19 protein-coding genes are annotated in these 21,445 nt (G+C 73.8%); 12 read left to right on the top strand and 7 right to left on the bottom strand.

Going from position 1 to position 21,445, the window contains the following annotated elements; translation table 11 throughout:
- Positions 1-6 precede the first annotated feature (6 nt).
- Positions 7-1,065, top strand: coding sequence for an acyltransferase domain-containing protein (locus tag QBL21_RS15665; protein ID WP_407562798.1), 1,059 nt, complete (start codon positions 7-9; stop codon positions 1,063-1,065).
- Between the two features lie 24 nt (positions 1,066-1,089).
- On the opposite strand, the gene QBL21_RS15660 is transcribed toward QBL21_RS15665, so the two are convergent.
- The 5 genes from QBL21_RS15660 to QBL21_RS15640 form a co-directional block, all read right to left on the bottom strand.
- Positions 1,090-1,851 (bottom strand): crotonase/enoyl-CoA hydratase family protein, encoded by a 762-nt coding sequence (locus QBL21_RS15660; RefSeq protein WP_407562797.1) that lies wholly within the window; start codon positions 1,849-1,851, stop codon positions 1,090-1,092.
- 94 nt (positions 1,852-1,945) lie between these two features.
- Positions 1,946-3,091, bottom strand: coding sequence for an NUDIX hydrolase (locus QBL21_RS15655; RefSeq protein WP_407562796.1), 1,146 nt, complete (start codon positions 3,089-3,091; stop codon positions 1,946-1,948).
- Between the two features lie 103 nt (positions 3,092-3,194).
- Positions 3,195-4,400, bottom strand: a complete 1,206-nt coding sequence (locus tag QBL21_RS15650; RefSeq protein ID WP_407562795.1) for an alginate lyase family protein — start codon at positions 4,398-4,400, stop codon at positions 3,195-3,197.
- 121 nt (positions 4,401-4,521) lie between these two features.
- Complete coding sequence (locus tag QBL21_RS15645; RefSeq protein ID WP_407562794.1) at positions 4,522-5,145, bottom strand: transcriptional regulator; 624 nt, start codon at positions 5,143-5,145, stop codon at positions 4,522-4,524.
- A complete protein-coding gene (locus QBL21_RS15640; protein WP_407566444.1) occupies positions 5,142-6,260 on the bottom strand; it encodes a pyridoxal-phosphate dependent enzyme in 1,119 nt (372 codons plus the stop codon). The genes QBL21_RS15645 and QBL21_RS15640 overlap by 4 nt, the downstream gene beginning before the upstream one ends.
- A gap of 156 nt (positions 6,261-6,416) precedes the next feature.
- Between QBL21_RS15640 and ggt the strand changes: the two genes are divergently transcribed.
- Together ggt and QBL21_RS15630 are read left to right on the top strand one after the other, a co-directional pair.
- Positions 6,417-8,222, top strand: coding sequence for a gamma-glutamyltransferase (ggt, locus tag QBL21_RS15635; RefSeq protein WP_407562793.1), 1,806 nt, complete (start codon positions 6,417-6,419; stop codon positions 8,220-8,222).
- 195 nt (positions 8,223-8,417) lie between these two features.
- Positions 8,418-9,656 carry an alginate lyase family protein gene (locus tag QBL21_RS15630; RefSeq protein ID WP_407562792.1) on the top strand — a complete coding sequence of 413 codons (1,239 nt, stop codon included), beginning with the start codon at positions 8,418-8,420 and terminating at the stop codon, positions 9,654-9,656.
- 132 nt (positions 9,657-9,788) lie between these two features.
- Here the strand turns inward: QBL21_RS15630 and QBL21_RS15625 are convergent, their stop codons facing one another.
- Positions 9,789-10,991 (bottom strand): IS110 family transposase, encoded by a 1,203-nt coding sequence (locus tag QBL21_RS15625; RefSeq protein ID WP_407560493.1) that lies wholly within the window; start codon positions 10,989-10,991, stop codon positions 9,789-9,791.
- A gap of 320 nt (positions 10,992-11,311) precedes the next feature.
- A complete protein-coding gene (locus QBL21_RS15620; protein WP_407562791.1) occupies positions 11,312-11,776 on the bottom strand; it encodes a Dps family protein in 465 nt (154 codons plus the stop codon).
- A gap of 282 nt (positions 11,777-12,058) precedes the next feature.
- On the opposite strand from QBL21_RS15620, the gene QBL21_RS15615 reads away from it, so the two are divergent.
- The 9 genes from QBL21_RS15615 (at position 12,059) to QBL21_RS15575 (ending at position 21,429) form a co-directional block, all read left to right on the top strand.
- Positions 12,059-13,159, top strand: coding sequence for a peptidoglycan DD-metalloendopeptidase family protein (locus tag QBL21_RS15615; RefSeq protein ID WP_407566443.1), 1,101 nt, complete (start codon positions 12,059-12,061; stop codon positions 13,157-13,159).
- Between the two features lie 102 nt (positions 13,160-13,261).
- The gene (locus tag QBL21_RS15610) at positions 13,262-14,269 is read left to right on the top strand and encodes a LacI family DNA-binding transcriptional regulator (protein ID WP_407562790.1); all 1,008 of its coding nucleotides are present in this window, start codon (positions 13,262-13,264) and stop codon (positions 14,267-14,269) included.
- A 59-nt stretch (positions 14,270-14,328) separates the two neighbouring features.
- A complete protein-coding gene (locus QBL21_RS15605) occupies positions 14,329-15,633 on the top strand; it encodes an extracellular solute-binding protein (protein WP_407562789.1) in 1,305 nt (434 codons plus the stop codon).
- 6 nt (positions 15,634-15,639) lie between these two features.
- Entirely contained in the window at positions 15,640-16,578 is a 939-nt protein-coding gene (locus QBL21_RS15600; RefSeq protein WP_407562788.1) for a carbohydrate ABC transporter permease, read from the top strand.
- Entirely contained in the window at positions 16,578-17,396 is an 819-nt protein-coding gene (locus QBL21_RS15595) for a carbohydrate ABC transporter permease (RefSeq protein WP_407562787.1), read from the top strand. The genes QBL21_RS15600 and QBL21_RS15595 overlap by 1 nt, the downstream gene beginning before the upstream one ends.
- A 31-nt stretch (positions 17,397-17,427) precedes the next feature.
- Positions 17,428-18,825, top strand: coding sequence for a sulfatase-like hydrolase/transferase (locus QBL21_RS15590; protein ID WP_407562786.1), 1,398 nt, complete (start codon positions 17,428-17,430; stop codon positions 18,823-18,825).
- Positions 18,826-19,031: 206 nt separating this feature from the next.
- Positions 19,032-19,652, top strand: coding sequence for a class I SAM-dependent methyltransferase (locus QBL21_RS15585; protein WP_407562785.1), 621 nt, complete (start codon positions 19,032-19,034; stop codon positions 19,650-19,652).
- 81 nt (positions 19,653-19,733) lie between these two features.
- Positions 19,734-20,462, top strand: coding sequence for a transketolase (locus tag QBL21_RS15580; RefSeq protein ID WP_407562784.1), 729 nt, complete (start codon positions 19,734-19,736; stop codon positions 20,460-20,462).
- 37 nt (positions 20,463-20,499) lie between these two features.
- On the top strand, positions 20,500-21,429 hold the full coding sequence (locus QBL21_RS15575; RefSeq protein ID WP_407562783.1) for a transketolase family protein: 930 nt from the start codon (positions 20,500-20,502) through the stop codon (positions 21,427-21,429).
- Positions 21,430-21,445 lie beyond the last annotated feature (16 nt).

Here is a 21,445-nt window from a genome sequence, read left to right as displayed (position 1 = left end):
CGTGGTGTGACCGACCTGAACGCCGCCGCCGTCCGCGACCGGCTCGGCCTCGACGGCGCGTACGCCGCGTGGACCGACTCGCTGGAAGCCGCCCACCCCGCGCCGCCGCCCGCCGTGGTGCCGCGGGGCGCGGAGCTGGCCGCGCTGCTGCGCGCGGTCGGCGTCCCCGGGCGCGAGGACGCCGAGTTGGCCGCCGCGCTGGCGGAGGTGACGGCCGGCGGCTCGCCGTACCGGTGGCTGCTGGACCGCGCGGTCGCCGCGCTGGCCGCCGGGACGGGGTCGGTCGGCGACGACCGGGGCGGTCCGGGCAGCGGGCCGGCGCTGCCGGGTGAGCTGGGCGCGGCGGGGCGCTGGTTCCACACCGCGGTGTTCCTCGCCGCCGTGCCGGCGGTGCGGGCGTACCACGCGCGCCTGGACGTGCCGGACGACGTGTCCTGGGCGACGCTCGCCGACCTGGGCAACAAGGTGGACGTGCACCGCCGGCTGCACGGCATCGGCGGCATGGGCAACCAGCGGTGGATGACGCTGCCGTACGGCGGCATCCTCTACCGGCTCGGGCGGCTCCAGTTCAACCTCGACCGCGACCCGGACGCCGGCCACGGTCTCGAAGTGCACATCCCGGAGGGCGGCCCGCTGGATCCGCGGGCGTGCGAGGAGTCGTACGCGCGGGCCGCGGAGTTCTTCCCGCGCCGCTTCGGTACGTTCCTGGGCGTCGATGCGGGCGGCCCGGCCGGCGGTGAGCTGCGGCTGAACTGCGCGTCGTGGCTGCTGGACCCGCGGCTCGCGGAGTTCCTGCCCGCCGAGAGCAACATCCTGCGGTTCCAGCGCCGGTTCACCCTCGATCCGCGGGAGCAGGCGCACGTGCCCGAGCCGGACGAGCACGGGCTGGCGATGCCCGACCGCGGGATCGTCGAGTTCATGTTCCGGCGCCTGGTGCGTACGCCCGCGGACGTCGCGGCGCTGCCGGTGCGTACGACGCTGGAGCGGGCGGTGGTCTCGCACATCGCGGGCGGGGGCCACTGGGGTTCGCCGCGCGGGTCGTTCACGATCCCGGTCACCGGCTGAGCGACCCCCAAGCGGCGGCGGGTCTCAGAAGGCCCCGTGCCGCCCCTCCCCCGCGGCGAAGCGCTCCGCGCCGGCCAGGGCCTCGCCCAGCACGGCGCTGCCGTGGCGCAGCTCCGCGGCCATCGCCTCCTCCTCCGGCAGGCCGTGCTGCTCCAGCACCGAGGCGCGGTCGGCGCGCAGGCACCTCTGGGGGAAGCGGGCGATGTCGGCGGCGAGTTCCTCGGCCGCGGCGCGCGCCTGCCCGGGAGGCACCAGGCGGTTGGCGAGGCCCATCTCGTACGCCTCGGGGGCCGGCACGGGGCGGCCGGTGAGGATGAGGTCCAGCGCGCGGCCGGTGCCGATCAGCCGGGGCAGCCGTACGGTGCCGCCGTCGATCAGCGGCACGCCCCAGCGGCGGCAGAAGACGCCGAAGACCGCGTCCTCCTCGGCGATCCGCAGGTCGCACCAGAGCGCCAGCTCCAGTCCGCCGGCGACGGCGTGGCCGCTGACGGCGGCGATGACGGGCTTGGTCAGGCGCATCCGGGTGGGGCCCATGGGCCCGTCGCCGCCGGGCGCGACGCGGTTGCCCTCGGGGGTGCCGACGGCCTTCAGGTCGGCGCCCGCGCAGAACGTGCCGCCCTCGCCCCACAGCACGGCGACGCGGGCGGCGGGGTCGGCGTCGAAGTCCCGGAAGGCGTTGGCGAGCTGGGCGGCGGTGCGGCCGTCGACGGCGTTGCGGACCTCGGGGCGGGCGAGGACGACGGTGGTGACGGGGCCGGTGCGCTCGGTGCGTACGTGTCCGCTCATGACCGGACGTTACCAGCGCGTAGGGCGATGGGAGTACGGGCCGCCGCGCCGCGGGTAGGCCCGGCCCGTACGGTACGGACCGGTCCCCGCCGGGTCAGGCCGGCCGGCCCGCGACGAGGTCGAGCGGGCCCCCGCCGTCCTCCAGCGCGCCCAGGCCGGCCCGCGCGATGGCGGCGCCGCGCGGCGGGAGCAGGTCGTCGAACTCGTCGGGTGCGGCCAGCCGCCAGTCGACGATCTCGGTGCCGTCGACGCGGATGCCGGCCAGGTCGGCGGCGCCGAGCACCCCGCCGTCGTAGACGTACACGACGAGCGCGGGCGCGGGCCGGCGGGAGGCGAAGTCGACGGCGAGGAGCCGGCCCAGGGGCCGGTCGAGCCCGGTCTCCTCGCGCAGTTCCCGGCGCGCCGCGGGGCGCGGGGTCTCGCCCAGGTCGCTGTCCACGCCGCCGCCCGGCAACTGCCAGCGGCCGTCGTCGCGGTAGCCGGCGCGGACCAGCAGCAGCCGGCCGGCGCCGTCGCGGACCAGCGCGCCGGCGCCGACGAGCACGCGGGGGCGCACGGCCAGGTACGAGGAGGGGTCCAGCGCGGCGGCGTGCTCCAGTTCGGCGCGGCGGCCCGCGGAGAGCGCGGCGCACGAGCCGGGCTGCGGCTCGCCGCCGACGAGGTGGGCGACGGCGCCGGTGTCCCAGGCGTCGAGCGCGGCGCGCAGCCGGCGTGCGGCGGGCGCGGGGAGGACGGCGAGGGCGGCGTCGCGGTCCAGCCAGCGGGCGGCGCGGCCGTCACCGGCGGCCGGGCCGGCGGCGGTGACGCGCCCGTCACGGGCGATGCGCCCGTCACCGGCGACGCGCCCGTCTCCGGCCGCGTGCCCGTCTCCGGCCGCGTCGATCGCGGCGCTCTGGGCGGTGGTCGGTGGCGCGCCGGCGTAGAGGTGGACGAGCCCGGAGCGGCCGGTGGCGTGCGGGACGGAGTCCACGGCGAGGAGCCGCCCGGCGGGCAGGTCGGTGCCGAGCGCGTCGCGCAGCGCGCGGGTCAGCGCCTCCTCCGGGGTCTGGCGGCCGGAGACGGCGACGCCGGGCAGCAGGGGCGCGGCGCCGCCCGCGGCCGGTTCCGCGGGTACGAGGACGAGCACCCGGCCGGCGCGGTCCTGTACCACCGCGGTCGCGGTCACCGCGGGCCCGTGCGCGGCGTCTGCGTACGGGGGCGGGCTGTCCGGGTCGGCGGCGGTGCCGGCGGTCGTGAGCATGGGGCGGCTCCTCGGTTCGGGATCGGCGGGATCGGCGGGATGGGCGGCGGCAGGCGGCGGGTGGCTGCTGGCAGGCGGCGGGAGGCGGACGGAAGGGGGCGCGTCAGCCGGGGTCGGCGGCGTGGGTCAGGGTCTCCCAGGCGACAAAAAGGTCGTCCGTGCCCGCGGGCCGCTGCCGCGCCAGCAGCTTCGCGGTCTGCGGCAGGTCGGCGCCGAGCCGGCCGTGGTAGTGGTGGTAGGCCACCTCCAGGTCCGGCCCCATGGTGCGTTCCACCCGCCCGCCGCACAGGGACGCGGGCGGGCGCTCGCCGAGCTGGTAGCGGGAGTGCAGCTCCAGCGCGGCGGTGATCCGGGGCGCCACCTCGGCGTAGAGGTCGGTGCCCTGGTGCAGGGCGGTCTCCGCGATGTGCGCGGTGGCGGCGAGGGCGTAGCCGACGTGCATCAGGTTGCGGCACGTCTCCTGGGCCAGTCCTTCGGGGTAGGTGCGCTGGCCGAACCAGTAGGCGGCGATCTCCTCGGGGGTGTCGATCTGCCCGCCGGGCGGCGGCCTGGGCAGCGGGCCGTCGGCGCGGACGTAGAAGTACGCGGGCACGCGGGCGCGGAAGCGGCGCAGCGCCTCGTCGTAGGCGGCGCGGTCGTCGAGGAAGACGGCGATGCCGGTGGCGGCGTCGGTCAGCGTCAGGTCCCAGTTGCCGTTGTGGTCGGGGACGGCCACGGTGACCTCGGGGAGGTAGACGTCGCGCAGCAGCCGCTCGAAGCGGTGTACGCCGGCGGGCGGCCAGCCGCCGTAGGTGGAGCGGATCAGCTCGGCGGCGCGGGCCCAGGTGGAGCCCGCCCAGGCGGCCTGGAGGGGGGCGTTGCCCTCGGTGTGGTCGGTGAGCCGGGCGGACCAGGCGTCCATGATCTGCACGGCCTTCCCGGCGTGGGCGCGGTCGCGGGTGACGGCCCAGATCAGCGCGTGGGTGTACGCGGCGATGGCGTCCTCGCGCTCGTCCAGGCAGCCCACGCCGGGGTTGACGTTGGGCCGGCACTCGACGACGGGCACCGGCCGGGGGGCGTAGGAGAGCTGCCCGTAGTGGCTGCGGCGCATGGCGCGGAAGGCGCGGAAGGGTTCGTCGCCGTCCTGCACCCGGGCCCGCAGGGCGCGCAGTTGGGGGCCGCTGACGAGGACGCCGGGATGGCGGAAGGGGGCCGCCGCGCGGCTGTGCTGCCCGCGGGGCGGCGGCTCCGCCGGGCTGCCGGCCGCGACGACGGGGAGCAGCGCGAGGAGCAGGACCGCGACGCCGCGGGGGATCCGACTGGGTGCCATGGCACACCTCCACCGTCAGCCTCGAACGCCCGCTGTCCGTACGCACCCAGAGTGGGGCCGAACGGGGGCGGCCACGGGACCCCGTTCGGCCGCATGCCGGGGGCGGCCGTCGGCCCCCGCCTCACCGCAGGTAGTTGTAGACCGTCGCCCGCGACACCCCCAGCAGCTCGGTGACCAGCCGGATCGCGCTCCTGACCTCCAGCAGGCCGCGCTCGCGCAGCTCGCGGACCAGCGCGCGGCGGTCGGCGGAGGCCAGCGCCCGCGGGGTCTGCCCGCGGGCGGCGGCGAACTCCTCCACCGCCGCGCGCAGTTCGTCCGCCGTGCGCGCCCGCAGGGTCTCGGTCGGCGGCAGCCCGGAGTCGTCGACGGCGGTGAGCGCCTGGAGCGTGCGGGCCGCGCGGTCGAGGACGGAGACGTCGAGGTTGAGGCAGATGGCGGCGACGTAACGGCCGTCCGCGTTGCGGATGCCGATTGACGTGCTCTTCGCTGGGCGGCCGTCGGGGAAGCGGTTGGGGTAGTTCTGGATGACCTCGGGGTAGTCCGGGTCCTCGATGCGGGCGAGGCCCAGCTCCGTGGCGGGGGCGCCGGGGCCGCGGCCGGACAGCGGGTTCTCGATCGTACGGACCGCGTGCCGCGGGTCGCGCAGGTCGTGCAGGACGACCTCGCAGACGCCGGGGAACATCCGGCCCAGCGCGGTGACGATCTTCTCGGCCTCGCGCAGCAGCAGTTCGTCCTCCGCGCTCACGCCCCGCCCCCGAACAGCTCGGCCATCACCGGCGCCGCCTTCAGCCCGGTGCCGGTGAGCAGCACGGCCGTGGTCTCGCCCGGCCGGATGGCGCCGCGGGCGCGGAAGACGTCGACGGCCGCGGCGGCGGTGGCGCTGGTCGGCTCGGCGTAGAGGCCGATCGCGGCGAGGCGGGCGACGGCGTCGCGGATGCCGTCCTCGCCGACCGCCGCCATGTCGCCGCCGGAGCGGCGCACGGCGCGCAGCACCTCGGGCAGCCGGACGGGCTCGCGGATGGCGGTGCCCTCGGCGATGGTGGGGGCGAAGTCGGTGGGCACGGGCCCGTCGGCGCCGGCGCGGAAGCTCGCGTGGATGGGGGCGCAGTTGGCGGGCTGGGCGGCCAGGATCCGGGGGCGGCGGCGGATGTGGCCGGCGGCGAGGAGCTCGCCGAAGCCGGCGTCGAGCCCCAGGACGGTGCTGCCGGCGCCGGCGACGGTGACGACGCAGTCGGGCGCGGCGAAGCCGAGGTCCTCCCACAGTTCGTAGGCGAGGGTCTTGGTGCCCTGGAGGAAGAGCGGGTGCCAGTTGTGTCCGGCGTACGCGGTGTCGGCGGACCGGCGTACGGCCTCGGCGGCGGTGGCGTCCCGGCCCCCGGGCACCAGCTCGACCTCGGCGCCGTACGCGCGGGCCTGGAGCACCTTCGCCGGGGAGGTGCCCTCGGGGGCGAGGATGCGGGCGCGGATGCCGGCGGCGGCGCAGTAGGCGGCCACCGAGGCGCCGCCGTTGCCGCTGCTGTCCTCGATGACCTCGCGGACGCCGTGGTGGGCGAGCGCGGAGATCACCACGGTGGTGCCGCGGTCCTTGAAGCTGCCGGTGGGACCGAACCACTCCGGTTTGAAGAGCACGTCGGCGCCGCCCCAGCGGCGGGCGAGCAGCGGGGTGCGGCCCTCGCCGAGGGAGATCGGCGCCTCGATGCCGAAGGGCAGGGCGGCGCGGTAGCGCCACAGGGAGTGCTCGCCGGTGTCGATGTCGTCCCTGCCGATGCCGGGCACGCCGCCGACCTGGAGGGGGGTGCCGTCGTCGGCGCGCCAGCGGAGGGCGTCGAAGGGGTACGTACGGCCGGAGCGCTCGTCCACCAGATGAGTCATAGTGTCCAACTCTAGACGATCCGTCCAATGCAGCCGCCCGCCGGGCCGGATCCGCCCCGAACGAAGCGGCACGCCCCGGTGACGGCGCCCACCGGGGTCACGACAATGGGCCGGGTCGTGACGCCCACCGTCCGGGAGACATCCATGCGGTTGCGCCCCACCGTCCCCCTCGCCCTCGCCGCGGTCCTCGCCACCGCCGTGGCCGCCGCCCCGCCGACGGCCGCCCGGCCGGACGCGCCCGCGCCCCCGAAGTCGGCGGTGGCGACGGGCTACGGCGGCGCCGTGGCCAGCGTCGACGCCGACGCGACCGCCGCCGGCATCGAGGTGCTGCGCGACGGCGGCAACGCGGTCGACGCCGCCGTCGCCACCGCCGCCGCGCTCGGCGTCACCGAGCCGTACTCGGGCGGCATCGGGGGCGGCGGCTACTTCGTGTACTACGACGCGAGGAGCGGCCGGGTCAGCACCCTCGACGGCCGCGAGAAGGCGCCGCGCACCGCCGACGAGGAGTTGTTCACCGAGGACGGCGCGGCCATCCCGTTCGACCAGGCGGTGACCAGCGGCCTGTCCGTCGGCGTGCCCGGCACGCCGGCGACCTGGGAGCAGGCGCTGCGGCAGTGGGGCACGTCCTCGCTCGGCGAGGTGCTGGCGCCGGCCGAGCGGCTGGCGGCCGACGGCTTCACCGTCGACCGGACGTTCCGGGAGCAGACCGCGGCCAACGAGGCGCGCTTCCGCGACTTCCCCGCCACCCGGGAGCTGTTCCTGCCCGGCGGCGAACTGCCCGAGGTGGGCAGCACGCTGCGCAACCCCGACCTGGCCGGTACGTACGCGCAGTTGGCCGACGAGGGCGCGGGGGCGATGTACCGCGGCGACCTGGCCGCGGAGGTGTCGGACACCGTGCGCCGCCCGCCGGTCGACCCGGGCGCCGACCGGGTCGTACGCGCCGGGGACCTGCGCCCCGCCGACCTGCGCGGCTACCGCGTGGCGCGGCAGCAGCCGACGCACGTCGGCTACCGCGGGCTCGACGTCTACGGGATGGCGCCGTCGTCGTCCGGCGGCACCACCGTCGGCGAGGCGCTGAACATCCTGGAGGGCACCGACCTCGGCGAGCTGTCGAAGGCCCAGTACCTGCACCGCTTCCTGGAGGCGTCCCGCATCTCCTTCGCCGACCGCGGCCGCTGGGTCGGCGACCCGCGCTTCGCGAAGGTACCCACGCGGCAGTTGCTCTCCCAGTCGTACGCGGACTCCCGCGCCTGCCTGATCTCCCCCGACGCCGTGCTGACCAGCCCGCTCGCGCCGGGCGACCCGCGCCGCCCGGGCGGCGGCTGCACGGCGGAGCGCGCGCCGGAGGGCACGTCGTACGAGGGGCCGAACACCACGCATCTGACGACGGCCGACAAGTGGGGCAACGTGGTCGCGTACACGATGTCGATCGAGCAGACCGGCGGCAGCGGCATCACCGTGCCCGGCCGCGGCTTCCTGCTCAACAACGAGCTGACGGACTTCTCCTTCACCCCGTCCGTGCCGGGCGTGCCCGACCCGAACCTGCCGGGCCCGGGCAAGCGGCCGCGCTCCTCGATGGCGCCGACGATCGTCCTCGACGACGGCGAGCCGCTGCTCGCGACCGGCTCGCCGGGCGGCTCGACGATCATCACCACCGTGCTCCAGGTGCTGACCGGCCGGCTGGATCGCGGGCTGAGCCTGCCGGAGGCCATCGCGGCGCCGCGCGCGAGCCAGCGCAACACCGCCTCGACGTCGGCGGAGCCGGCGTTCCTCGGGCTGCCGGAGAGCGCGGAACTGACGGATCTGGGGCACCGGTTCGCCGACGGCGGCGAGATCGGCGCGGCGACCGGCGTCGAGCGGCTGCCCGACGGGCGCTGGGTCGCGGCGGCGGAGCCGGAGCGCCGCGGCGGGGGCGCGGCGGCGGTGGTACGGCCGACGGGCCGGGACTGACGCGGCGGGACCGACGCGGCGGGCCGGATCCGGCCCGTAGAGCGGATCACGACCGGGCCGGGGCGGTGCGCGCCCCGGCCCGGTCTTCGCGTGTACGGGTCATGTTCCGGCCCTTGACGGGCAGTTGGTCTATACCTAAGGTCACGGGCTGTCACGGTGTTCAGATGAACACTCAACGTTCATATATGCGAACGGATGGACCCCACCATGCAGGGCACCCCCACACCCGCGCGCCATCGCCGCAGACCGCGCGCCGCGCTGTTCGCCACCCTCGTGGCGGCCGTCACGGCGATGGTCGCCTCCCTCCTCGGCTGGCCGGGCACCGAGCGGGCGGACGCCGCGCCCGCGAACTTCACCCACCCCGGAGTCACCGTCTCCCGGGGGCAGTTGGACTTCACCCGCGAGAAGGTCAACGCCGGCGCCCAGCCCTGGAAGGGCGCCTACGACCAGATGATGGGCAGCAAGTACGCGAGCCTCAGCCGTACACCCAAGCCCCGCGCGATCGTCGAGTGCGGCTCGTACTCCAACCCCAACTACGGCTGCACGGACGAGCGCGAGGACGCGATCGCCGCGTACACCACCGCGCTCGCCTGGTACTTCACCCGCGACGAGCGCTACGCGCGCAAGTCCATCGAGCTGATGGACGCCTGGTCCGCGACCATCAGGGACCACACCAACAGCAACGCGCCGCTCCAGACCGGCTGGGCCGGCTCCTCCTGGCCGAAGGCCGCCGAGATCATCAAGTACACGTACACCGGCGGCTGGGCGAACGAGGCGCGCTTCGCGACCATGCTGCGCAACGTCTACCTGCCGAAGATCATCGGCGGCTCCAACTCCAACGGCAACTGGGAGCTGACGATGATGGAGGCGGCCGTGGGCATCGCCGTCTTCCTGGAGGACAAGGGCGCGTACGACCGGGCGATGCAGACCTTCCGCACCCGGGTGCCCGCGTTCATCTACCTGGAGTCCGACGGCGCGCTGCCCCGGACCGTGCCGAAGCAGAACCTCGACACCCGGCAGAAGATCATCAACTACTGGCAGGGCCAGTCCACCTTCGTCACCGGGCTGACGCAGGAGACCTGCCGCGACTTCACCCACACCGGATACGGCCTGGCCTCGATCACGCACGTCGCCGAGACCGCCCGGATCCAGGGCGAGGACCTGTACCAGACCGACGTCGGCGAGCGGCTGCGGCACGCGCTCGGCTTCCAGTCGCGCTACGAACTGGGCGAGGCACCGCCCGGCTGGCTGTGCGGCGGCAGCGTGCACCGCGGCCTCGGCCCGGTCACCGAGATGGGCTACAACGCCCTGCACCACCGCATGGGCATCGCCATGACCAACACCGGCCGCTACACCGAGCAGAGCCGGCCCGCCGGGTCGAACAACCTGTTCGTGGCCTGGCAGACGCTGACCCACGCGGAGAACCCGGCCTGACGCGCCACCGGCCCGCACGCGCCTCACGCGCGTGCGGGCCGGGACGGGGGGACGGCCGCGGCGGGCGGCGGCGGTGACGGTGCCGGTGCCGCCGCCCGCCCGCGGCCGGGGGGGGTGCCTCTATGTTTTTCGTCAAGCGAGGCGTGGGGTTCGGGGTTCGTAGAAGGTGCCGTCGCGGAGGATCGCGAACAGCACGTTGATCCGTTGTCGGGCCAGGCGGAGGAGGGCCTGGGTGTGGGTCTTCCCCCGTGCCCGGCATCGGTCGTAGTAGGTGCGGGAGGCGGGGTCGTGCAGGGCGGCGAACGCGGACAGGAACATCGCGCGTTTGAGCTGCCGGTTGCCGCCTCTGGGCGCGTGTTCGCCGTGGATCGAGGTCCCCGACGACTTGGTTGTGGGGGCGAGGCCGGCGTAAGAGGCCAGGTGGGCGGCGGTGGGGAAGCTGGTGCCGTCGCCGACGGTGACCAGCAGCGTGGCGGCGGTCCTGACCGCGACCCCCGGAATCGAGGTCAGGACCGCGGAAAGAGGGTGAGCCTCCAGCAGCTGCCCGATCTGTGCTTCCAGGGCTCGTCGCTGTCCGTGGACGGCGGCGAGCGAGCGGGCCAGGGACGGGATGACGACGTCGAGGGTGCCGGTGCCCGGGACGACGACGGTCTGCTCGTCGAGCGCGTCGAAGACCTCGTCGATCAGCCGCTGGGCCATGCGCGGGGCCTTGGGCCGGATCACCTCGACCAGCCTGCGACGACCGGCTTTCCGCAGGGTGGCCGGGGATCCGTAGCGTTCCAGCAGCCAGGTCACGGCAGGGTGGTCCAGGCGGGGGCCCAGGACGCGTTCCAGGCTGGGGTGGAACTGGGTGAGCAGGCCGCGTATCCGGTTGGAAGTGCGCGTGGCCTCGGCCGCAAGGTCCTGGTCGAAGCCCACCAGCACGGTCAACTCGGCGGTGATCTCGTCGGTGAGCTCCAGCGAGCGCAGGGTGTGTGGCATGGTCCGTGCGGCGTCCGTGATCACCGCGGCGTCCTTCGCGTCGGTCTTCGCTTCGCCCGGATAGAGATCGGCGATCCGGCGCATGGACAGGCCGGGCAGGTAGGCGACCTTGCAGCCGGCGTCCCGGGCGACCGTCAGAGGGAGGGCTCCGATGGAGGCGGGCTGGTCCACGATCACCAGCACGGTGCCGAACTTCGTGGCCAGTTTGTCGAAGACGGCCCGCAGCTTCGGCTCGCTGTTGGGCAGCTGCTTGTCGAAGACCTTCTTGCCGGCCGGTGTGAGTCCGTGCCCGTGATGGGCACTCTTGCCGACGTCCAGGCCGAGGAAAACGCCCACGTCGTCGATGTCGTCCAACCCATCCTCCCGAACAGGGTTCGTGCGGTGCTGGCCAGGGCGTTGGCGTCGTATGCGCGCATCCACGTTATGCAGACCTGCCGCCCGCAAGGCGGCCGGGCATTGCACCAGGCCAGGCGGTAGTCGGACCTCTCATCAGCGTCTCCAACGGCGCCTCTCGGGCCCGGTGACACCACCCCCCAGGTCATCCGTTCGACAGGGGGGAACAGTCATGCCGGACCCGGAGGCCAGCGGCCCTCTTGCAGGACCGCGAAGAAGATAACGGGGGGGGGACCGCGGACCCGACGGGGGACGGATCCGCGGCCGGCTCGGGGCTCGCGTCAGCTAATGCGGTGCGAGCGGAAGAACCACGCCTGCTTCTCGATGTCCTGCGTCGCGGTGATCAGCAGGTCCTGGGTGATCGGGTCGGTGTCGTCGGTGTCCGCCACCCGCTGGCGCATCCGCGCGGAGACCTTCTCCAGCATGACGGTGACGTCGTCGATGACCTTCTGGTCGGAGATCCTGCCCGGGCCGATGTCGGGCAGCGGGCTGCCGGCGGCGATCGTCTTCGCCCGGCCGTCCGGGCTGACGCCCAGGGTCGCGGCCCGCTCGGCGACCGTGTCGGCGTGCCCGCGGGCCAGCTCCACCATCTCGTCGAGCTGGAGGTGCAGCTCGCGGAAGAGGGGGCCGGTCAGGTTCCAGTGCGCCTGCTTGCCCTGGAGGGACAGGTCCAGCAGATCGACCAGCGCGCCCTGAAGCGCCTCGCCGGTGACGTCAAGGGCCTTCTTGTCGAGGATCGTGGTCATGTGTGGGCGCCTCCTTGCTCGTCCTTATGGACCCCATCCTACATTAGACTCTGTCTAATGTCCTGTCGGGCTACGCCATCCGGGGAGCGGGCGCCGGGAAGGGCCCGGGGAGATGTCCGGGGCGGCTGCTGCGTACGGGGGCACGGAGGCGGGGACGTACGCCCCCTTGTCCAACCGCACGCGCACTTCTATCGTTCGCTCAGGTCCAAGCGCACGGAGGGTGACTCAGTCATGTCAGAGCGCACAGGGCGCGGACGGCACCGCCGCTACCGCCCCGGCCCGGTGTCGCGGGCCTCCCTCACCGTCACCGCGAGCGGCGCGGGGCTCGCGCTGCCGCTGGTCGCCGGCGCCGCCGCCACACCGGCCGCGGGTGCGCCCGCGGACGCCGTGCACAGCCCGGCCGAGGGCCGGGCGCAGGAGGGCCTGACACTGCCGTCCGACGGCGCGTTATCCGACCGCGCCGATACGCAGCGCACCGATACGCAGAAAACGGCCGGCGGCAGCGCCGCCGCACCCCAGGGCGGGCGCGCCGGCACGATCGGCAAAAAGCCCGGCCACCACGAGGTCGCCGCCGGGGAGACGTTGTCCGGCATCGCCGACCAGCACCGCGTACGCGGCGGGTGGCCCGCGCTGTACGAGCGCAACCGCGGCGTCGTCGGCGCCGACCCCGACCTCATCCTCCCCGGCCAGCGCCTCAGCCTCCGCGGCGGCGCCGCGGCCCCGCCCAGGCCGCGCGAGGAGTCCCCCGCCGCCGGGACGAAGAAGCCCGCGAACGACAAGGCGGAGTCGGACGGGACGAAGTCCCAGCAGACCAGGCCCGACAAGGCGAAGTCCGGTGGCAAGTCGAAGCCCGAGAAGGCCAAGCCCCGCAAGGCCAAGCCGGAGAAGGCCAAGCCGGAGGCGAAGAAGCGCGCCCCCGCACCCAAGGCCGAGGCCAAGCCGAAACCGAAACCGAAACCCGAGCCCAAGACCGCCGCCGACTACACCGCGCCGCTCGCCAGCACCCCCATCGGCACCCCGTACGGCGCCAGCGGCAGCAGTTGGTCCAGCGGCTATCACACCGGGGTCGACTTCCCCGTCTCCGTGGGTACCGGGGTGCGCTCCGTCGCCGACGGCGAGGTCGTCAGCGCCGGATGGGCGGGCGCGTACGGCTACGAGGTGGTCATCCGGCACCGCGACGGCCGCTACAGCCAGTACGCGCACCTCTCCGCGGTCACCGTGAGCGCCGGCCGTCCGGTCAACGCCGGACAGCGCATCGGCCGCTCCGGATCCACCGGGAACTCCAGCGGGCCGCATCTGCACTTCGAGGTCCGCACCGGCCCGGGCTACGGGTCCGACGTCGACCCGTTGCGCTATCTGCGCTCACACGGGGTGCGCATCTAGCCCACACGCGCACCGCGCTGACCTGGGGCTTGACGATTCGTCACGAGACTTCATGTGCGAAGGCTTGACCCTGCCGCGCCCCGGGTGCTTAAACGTATCATCATGAAGAAGACACGTCCCACGGTCCGCGACGTCGCCGCCCTGGCCGGGGTGTCCGTCGCGACGGTGAGCTACGTGGTCAACGGGCGGGACAACCGGATCGGCGCCGACACCCGCGAACGGGTGCTGGCCGCCGTGCGGGACCTCGGCTACGTGCCGAACAGCTCCGCGCGCGGGCTGCGCAAGCGCCGCACCGAGCGGGTCTGCCTGGTGATCGGTTCGCTGGGCAGCCCCGTACAGGAGCGACTGGTACGCGACCTGCACGCGGCGGCCGAGGCCGACGGCTACGGCGTCCTCACCCTGATCGTGGACTCCCCCGCGCACGCCGCGCACGCCGCCAGGCTGCTCCGCCAGGGCCTGGCCGACGGCGCCGTCTTCTTCGACTCCGCGCGCCACTTCGGCGACCTCGGTGAGCTGGCCCGCGGCCGGCTGGCGATGGTCGTGGTCGACAACTCCGTGGCGCCGGACGGCTTCGACGTCGTCCGCACGCCGGAGTACGAGGCGTGCGGCGAGGCGCTGGACAGGCTGCTGGCCGCCGGCCGCCGGCGGGTCGCCTTCCTGGGCCACCGGCACGACCTTCAGCTGGGCGACCGCTCCGCGCGGCTGTCGGCCTACCGGGACGCGCTGCGGCGGCACGGGCTGGAGCCCGAGGGCCCGCTCGTCGGCGCCGGCGCCGACAGCCGCGTCGAGGGCTACCGCGCCACCGCCGCGCTGATGGCCCTGCCCCAGCCGCCGGACGCGCTGTTCGTGGCCTCCGACCGGGCGGCCATCAGCGCGATATGGGCCGTCCGCGACACCGGCCGCACGGTGCCGGCGGACGTGGCGGTCCTCGGCGTCGGAAACCTGGAGGAGGGCTCGGTGATCCGCCCCGCGCTCAGCACCGTGGGGCAGCGGCAGATCGACTTCAGCCGCGTCACCGGGCTGCTCTTCGAGCGGCTGGCGGCGGCGGAGCCGCCGGCGGCCCGCGAGATCGTCCTGCCCTGGTCCTTCATAGCCCGGGAGTCGACGTGAACGAGCGCGTGCCGGACGAGCGCGTGACCAACCGAATGCACGGCGAGAGGAGCACCCGCATGTCAGCAAGGCCAGCCATCAACGGTCAGTGGATGACCCGGCGCAGGATGCTGGGCGTCGCCGGCGGTGTCGCCGCGGCGCTGCCCCTGGCCGCCTGCGGCTCGGGCGCACCCGAGGCCGAGTCGGGCGGCGGGGGCGGCGAGGGCGGCACGTTCCTCGCCTACTGGAACAACGCGCACGAGTACGAGGCGTACAAGGACGTCGTCGCGCAGTTCGAGAAGGACCACGGGGTGACCGTGGAGTTGCAGAAGTTCCAGTGGGAGGACCTGCGCACCAAGCTCGTCTCCGACTTCCAGTCCGGGAACGTGCCGGACGTGGTGGAGGAGCCGGGGAGCTGGGTGCAGGAGTTCGCGCTCAGCGGGGACGCGCTGTCGCTGGACAAGTACATCGGCAAGGACGGCGCGAAGATCGGCTTCCCGGACGACTGGCTGGAGGTCGCCGTCGCCGACAACACCCACGAGGGCCAGGTGTACGGCATCCAGATGCACTACACCTGCACGCTGCTGTTCTACAACCGCAAGATGCTCGACGACGCGGGCATCGAACCGCCCACCACCTGGGACGACTTCCTGGCCGCCGCCCGGGAGCTGAACAGCGGCGACGTCAGCGGCACCGTGCTCAACGACGCGCTGAGCTACTCCTACCCGTGGATGCTCCAGAACGGCGTGCACGAGTACGACGCGGACAGCCGCAAGCTGCTCCAGCCCCGCGCCGCCGCCATGGAGGCGATGCAGTTCCAGCGGGACCTGGTGCACAAGCACAAGGTCTCCCCCAAGCCGACGACCGCGCTCGACGTGACGCGCGCGGCGAAGTTCTTCGCCGCCGAGCGCACCGCCATGATCCTCACCGGACCCTGGGACATCCCGATCATCAAGCAGTCCAACCCCGACCTGGACTACGGGATCGCGCAGGCGCTGACGGGCAGGCGGCAGTCGACGATCGCCGGCGGCACCACGCTGTTCATCCCCGCGAAGGCCGAGCGCCCCGATCTGTCCTGGGACTTCATCAAGCGGATCACGGCGCTGAAGACCGAGACCGCGGCGACCGAGGAGTCCAGCATGCTGATGCCGCGCAGGTCGTGGGCGAAGGAGTCGGCCGTCCTGGAGAACCCGGACGTCAAGCCGTTCACCGAGGGGCTGCCCTACGCCGAGGAGTTCCGCACCGGTGTCTACGCCACCGGCAAGGCGGGCGAGCTGGAGGACATCTACAAGACGCTCTACGAGAGCATGCTGATCGAGGGGGCCGGCGCCGAGGAGGCGTTCGCCGCCTACGACGACGCGGCCCAGAACATCCTCAAGGGCTAAGTGCACATGGCATCACCGGCGGAACTCAGCAAGCGCGCGGAGCCCATGGAGCTGCCGAAGCGCACGAAGCGCACCAAGCGCTCACCGATCGCCCGGCGCCAGGCGCGGACCGCCTACCTGTTCCTGGCGCCGGCGCTCGTCTTCTTCGGGATCTTCTTCTACTATCCGATCGCCGACATCCTCAACACCAGCATGCTGACGGGCCAGCGGACCGACGAGTTCGCGGGCTTCGACAACTACACCAACGCATTCGAGGACCCGCAGGCGCGCAACGCCTTCAAGGTCACGTTCCAGTTCGCGGCGGCCACGACGATCGGCGCCATCGTGCTCGGCATGGGGCTCGCGGTGCTCATCAACCAGCGGCTGCGCGGCAGCCTGGCGTTCAAGCTGGCGCTGCTGGTGCCGTACCTCACCTCGATCGCGGTGGTGGGCCTGATGTGGCGCAACATCCTCGACCCCGAACTCGGCATCCTCAACCGGATACTGTCGGACCTCGGCCTGCCCACCCAGGAGTGGCTGAACACCCACCCGGTGGCCACCATCGTCGCCGTCACGCTGTGGATGACCACCGGCTACACGATGATCCTCTTCCTGGCCGGGCTCCAGGGCATCCCCGACGTGTACTACGAGGCGGCCAAGGTCGACGGCGCCAGCCACTGGCAGCGGTTCTGGCGGATCACGGTGCCGCTGCTCACGCCGACCACGCTGTTCGTCTCCGTGATGGCCGTGATCACCGGGCTCCAGGCGTTCGGGCAGGCGTACATCATCACCCGCGGCGGCCCCGGGGAGGCGTCCGACCTGTTCGTCTTCCACGTCTACGAGCTGGCGTTCCGCTCCCGCAACTTCGGCTACTCCTCCGCGCTCTCGGTGCTCCTGCTGCTCGTGATCGTGGCGTTCACGCTGGTGCAGTTGCGCATCGGCCGGAAGCGGGAGGTGCAGTACTGATGACCGCCAGGACGTACAAGGCCCTCGCCTATCTGCTGCTCACGGTCGCCAGCCTCATCACCATCGTGCCGCTGGTCTACACGGTCTCGCTGTCGCTCCAGACCGAGTCCGAGATGCTCTCCGCGGAGTCGGTGCTGTGGCCGGACTCGCCGCAGTGGGGGAACTACTCCACGCTCTTCGAGGAGGCGCCGTTCGGCAGCTTCATCGTCAACAGCGTGGTGGTCGCGGGGGCGATCGCGCTCTCCCACCTGATCTTCGACCCGCTGGTGGGCTACGTCTTCGCGAAGTTCGACTTCCCGTTCAAGAACACGCTGTTCGTCGCGATCCTCGCCACGCTGATGATCCCGCTGTTCGTCCGCATGATCCCGCTGTACGTGATGATGTCGGACCTCGGCTGGCTGGACAGCTACCAGGGATTGATCGTGCCGTTCCTGATGGACGGCTTCGGCATCTTCCTCATGCGGCAGTTCATCCAGCCCATCCCGGACGACCTCATCCACGCCGCCCGGGTGGACGGGGCGAACGAGTTCACCATCTACTGGCGGATCATCCTGCCGCAGTGCAAGCCGGCGCTGGCCGTGCTGGGCCTGTTCACGTTCGTCTTCCAGTGGAACGAGTTCCTGTGGCCGCTGGTGGCGACGACCTCGGAGCGGATGCGCACCATCCCCGTCGGGCTCACGCAGTTCAGCCAGGAGCAGTTCCAGCTCTGGCACCTCACCGCGGCGGGGTCGGTCATCATGTTCGTGCCGACGGCCCTGCTGCTGATCTTCAGCCAGCGCTACTTCGTCCGCGGTATCACCCTGACCGGCCTGAAGTGACCCCCCACCCCACCGTGCGGAAAGGACCCCGATGCCCGACCGGCGTCCCCATGTCATCGTCGTGTTCACCGACCAGCAGCGCTGGGACACGACGGGCGCGGGCGGCAACCCGCTCGACCTCACGCCCGCGTTCGACCGGATGGCCCGCTCGGGCACGTACGCGGCGACGGCGATCACCCCGCAGCCCGTCTGCGCGCCCGCCCGCGCGGCGCTCCAGACGGGCCGGTGGCCCACCGACACCGGCTGCTTCCGCAACGGGATCACGCTGCCGCACGACGCCCGTACGCTCGCGCACCACTTCGGCGACGCGGGCTACACCACCGGCTACATCGGCAAGTGGCATCTGGCCGGCGAGGACCCGGTGCCGCCGGAGGAGCGCGGCGGGTACCAGCACTGGCTGGCCGCCAACGTGCTGGAGTTCACCTCGGACGCGTACCGCACGGTGATGTACGACGAGGACGGCGACCCGGTGCGGCTGCCCGGCTACCGCTCCGACGCGCTGTTCGACGCGGCGATCCGGTTCGCCGCCGACCACCACGAGGAGCCGTTCTTCCTCTTCCTCTCCCTCATCGAGCCGCACCACCAGAACGAGGTCGACGACTACCCGGCCCCCGACGGCTACGAGGAGCGCTACACCGGCCGCTGGCTGCCCCCGGACCTGGCCGCGCTCTCCGCCGAAGGCGGCACGGCGCACCGGCACCTCGCCGGCTACTGCGGCCAGGTCCGGCGCGTCGACGAGGGCCTGGGCCGGCTGCTGGACGCGCTGCGCAGCATGGACCTGCTCGACGACACGATCGTGGCCTTCACCTCCGATCACGGCAGCCACTTCCGTACCCGCAACTTCGAGTACAAGCGCTCCTGTCACGACGCGTCGATCCGGGTGCCGCTGGCCCTGCGCGGCCCCGGCTTCGACGGCGGCCGGGTGCTCGACGCCCCCGTCAGCACCCTGGACCTGCCGCCGACCCTCCTGGACGCCGCGGGGCTCGACGTCCCGGAGGAGATGCACGGCCGCTCCTTCCTGCCGCTGGTCCGCGACCCCGGCGCCGCCTGGCCCGAGGACGTCTTCGTCCAGGTCAGCGAGTCCGAGTGCGGACGGGCGCTGCGCACCTCACGGTGGAAGTACTACGTCGTCGACCCCGCGGCCGACGGCTGGCGCACCTGCTCCGGCAGCAGGTACGTCGAGACGGCGCTGTACGACCTGGCCCACGACCCGTACGAGCTCGACAACCTTGTCGGGCTCGCCTCGCACCGCGCGCTCGCCGACGGACTGCGCGCGCGGCTGCTGGCGCGGATCGCCGCGGCGGGCGAGCCGGAGCCCGTGATCGAGGCGGCTCCGGAGCGGCGCGCGATGCAGCGCCGGGTCGATCCCGCCGTGCACGGGTTCAAGCTGGACGGCGTGCGCTTCGGGCACCAGCGCAAGCACCCCTGAACCCCGGTGGGGCGAGCCCATGGCGGCCGTTCAGGCGGCCGCCATGGGCGGGCAGATGCAGCGGACGCGCCCGCAGCGCGGGCACACCGGCACAAGCGCGCTGGCCGGCTGCTGCTGGGGTTGGTGACTGATCATCTCGGATCCTCCGCCCGGCTGTGAGAACGTGATCTCCTACTGATGAGACGCAGCGGGGAGCGATCAGGTTTATGGACAGCCGTGCCTGGGACGAACGCTATGCCGCGAAGGACCTGGTTTGGGGCGGTGAACCGAACGGCTGGGTGGCCCGCGAGGTGGCGGAGATCACGCCCGGGCGGGCCCTGGACCTGGCCGCGGGCGAGGGGCGCAACGCGCTGTGGCTGGCCGCCCGGGGCTGGCGGGTGACGGCGGTGGACTTCTCCCGGGTCGCGCTGGAGCGCGGCCGGCGCCGGGCCGCGGAGCTGGCGCCGCAGGCCGCGGAGCGGATCCGGTGGGTACGAACCGACCTGCTGGCGTACGAGCCGCAGGAGGCGTCGTACGAGCTGGTGGTCGTGGCGTATCTGCAACTGCCCGGGGAGGAGCGGAGCCTGGTGCTGCGGCGCGCCGCCACCGCGCTGGCCGCCGGCGGCGAGTTGCTGGTCGTCGGGCACGACGCGGCCAACCTCACGGACGGCACCGGCGGCCCGCAGGAGGCCCGGGTGCTGTTCACCGCACAGGACGTGCTGGCGGACCTGGCGGACGCGCCGCTGGAGACCGTACGCGCCGAGCGGGTGCGCCGGCCGGTGGCGCGGGAGTCGGGGCCGCCGAAGGACGCCATCGACGCGCTGGTCCGGCTGCGCCGGGCGCCCTGAGCACCGCCGCGGGAGCCCGCGCACCCCGTATGACCGGCGCCTGTTGACTTGAACCGTTCTTCAGGTTGCACGGTGGAACGCATGACCACGACCGCCCCCGCACCACCGCAACCGTCCTTCGGCTACGACGATCTGCCGCGCCTCATGGCCCTGATGACCGGCGACGAGAAGCACGGCCCCGCCGCCACCTCCACCCTCGACGCCCTGTGGGTCCTCTACGACCGCGTGCTGCGGGTGACCCCCGGCACAGCCGAGGCGCCCGGCCGCGACCGGTTCCTGCTGTCCAAGGGCCACGGCCCCATGGCGTACTACGCCGTGCTCGCCGCCAAGGGCTTCCTGCCCGTCGACTGGCTGCCCGGCTTCGGCTCGTACGACTCGCCGCTCGGCCACCACCCGGACCGCACGCTGCTGCCCGGCGTCGAGATCGGCAGCGGCTCGCTCGGCCACGGCCTGCCGCTGGCCGTCGGCACCGCCCTCGGGCTGCGCGCCCGGGGGCTGTACGGCCGGCCGGGCCAGGACCCGCGCGTGTGGGTGCTCGTCGGCGACGCCGAGCTGGACGAGGGCAGCAACCACGAGGCCCTCGCCTACGCCGGCGCCGCGGGCCTGGACTCCCTGCACACCCTCGTCATCGACAACTCCTCCGCGACCTGGGCCCTCCCCGGCGGCATCGCCGCCCGCTTCGAGGCCGCCGGCTGGTCCACCGCCACCGTCGACGGCCGCGACCACGACGCACTGCACGCCGCCTTCACCGCCCCGCACCCCGGGCGGGCGCGCGCCGTCGTCGCCCGCGTCGAGCCCGCGTACGCCTGACCGCCCCGCCACCACCGCTCGGAAAGGACGCCCGACCATGGACACGATGCGCGAGCGCTTCGCCTCCGTCACCTCCCGGCTGCTGGACGAGGACCCCCGTCTTGCCGTCGTGCTCGCCGAGATCGGCACCGACGGCTTCGCCGCCGCGGCCCGGCGGCACCCGGACCGCGTGCTCAACGTCGGCATCCGCGAGCAGTTGCTCGTCGGCGTCGGCGGCGGGCTCGCCCTGGCCGGGATGCGCCCGGTCCTGCACACCTTCGCCAGCTTCCTGATCGAGCGCCCCTTCGAGCAGGTCAAGCTCGACCTCGGCCACCAGGACGCGGGCGCGGTGCTGGTCAGCGCCTACGGCTCGTACGACTGGCCGGCCGGCGGCCACACGCACATGGCGCCCGGCGACGTGGCGCTGCTGGACACTCTCGACGGCTGGACGGTGCACGTCCCGGGCCACCCGGACGAGGCCGCGACGCTGCTGCGGCACGCGGTCTCCGCGGGCGACGACAAGGTGTACGTGCGGCTGTCGGAGCAGGTGAACGCCGTGGGCCGGCCGGTGACCGGCGCGGGGTTCCTGACCGTGCGCGAGGGCCGCTCGGGCGTGGTCGTGGCGGTCGGGCCGGTACTGGACGACGTGCTGGCCGCGACCGAAGGGCTGGACGTGACGGTGCTGTACGCCGCGACCGTGCGCCCCTTCGACGCCGCCGCGCTGCGGGCGGCGACGCGGGGCGCGGGGCGCTCCGCGGACGTCGTCCTGGTCGAGCCGTACCTCGCCGGCACCTCCACGGCGTACGCGAACGACGCGCTGGCCGACGTGCCGCACCGGGTGCTGGGGCTGGGCACCGCGCGGCGCGAGCTGCGGCGCTACGGCACGGTCCCGGAGCACGTCCGCGCCCACGGGCTGGATCCGGCGTCGCTGCGCGAGCGGATCGCGGCGTTCACCGGGGCACCGGCCGGGACGCGTACGGCGGCCTGAGCCCGCGGACCGCGGC

Source organism: Streptomyces sp. 184 (assembly GCF_045781775.1).
In the GTDB taxonomy this organism is placed as follows: Bacteria; Actinomycetota; Actinomycetes; order Streptomycetales; family Streptomycetaceae; genus Streptomyces.
The sequence above is the reverse complement of the archived record's forward strand: the minus strand, read 5'-3'. Positions and strand labels throughout refer to the sequence as shown.

Excerpts from the sequence above, each read along its gene's own strand:
- QBL21_RS15660 (WP_407562797.1), bottom strand. The coding sequence starts at position 1,851 with ATGAGCGGACACGTACGCACCGAGCGCACCGGCCCCGTCACCACCGTC.
- QBL21_RS15655 (WP_407562796.1), bottom strand. The coding sequence starts at position 3,091 with ATGCTCACGACCGCCGGCACCGCCGCCGACCCGGACAGCCCGCCCCCG.
- QBL21_RS15650 (WP_407562795.1), bottom strand. The coding sequence starts at position 4,400 with ATGGCACCCAGTCGGATCCCCCGCGGCGTCGCGGTCCTGCTCCTCGCG.
- ggt (WP_407562793.1), top strand. The coding sequence starts at position 6,417 with ATGCGGTTGCGCCCCACCGTCCCCCTCGCCCTCGCCGCGGTCCTCGCC.
- QBL21_RS15630 (WP_407562792.1), top strand. The coding sequence starts at position 8,418 with ATGGACCCCACCATGCAGGGCACCCCCACACCCGCGCGCCATCGCCGC.
- QBL21_RS15620 (WP_407562791.1), bottom strand. The coding sequence starts at position 11,776 with ATGACCACGATCCTCGACAAGAAGGCCCTTGACGTCACCGGCGAGGCG.
- QBL21_RS15610 (WP_407562790.1), top strand. The coding sequence starts at position 13,262 with ATGAAGAAGACACGTCCCACGGTCCGCGACGTCGCCGCCCTGGCCGGG.
- QBL21_RS15605 (WP_407562789.1), top strand. The coding sequence starts at position 14,329 with ATGTCAGCAAGGCCAGCCATCAACGGTCAGTGGATGACCCGGCGCAGG.
- QBL21_RS15600 (WP_407562788.1), top strand. The coding sequence starts at position 15,640 with ATGGCATCACCGGCGGAACTCAGCAAGCGCGCGGAGCCCATGGAGCTG.
- QBL21_RS15595 (WP_407562787.1), top strand. The coding sequence starts at position 16,578 with ATGACCGCCAGGACGTACAAGGCCCTCGCCTATCTGCTGCTCACGGTC.
- QBL21_RS15590 (WP_407562786.1), top strand. The coding sequence starts at position 17,428 with ATGCCCGACCGGCGTCCCCATGTCATCGTCGTGTTCACCGACCAGCAG.
- QBL21_RS15585 (WP_407562785.1), top strand. The coding sequence starts at position 19,032 with ATGGACAGCCGTGCCTGGGACGAACGCTATGCCGCGAAGGACCTGGTT.
- QBL21_RS15580 (WP_407562784.1), top strand. The coding sequence starts at position 19,734 with ATGACCACGACCGCCCCCGCACCACCGCAACCGTCCTTCGGCTACGAC.
- QBL21_RS15575 (WP_407562783.1), top strand. The coding sequence starts at position 20,500 with ATGGACACGATGCGCGAGCGCTTCGCCTCCGTCACCTCCCGGCTGCTG.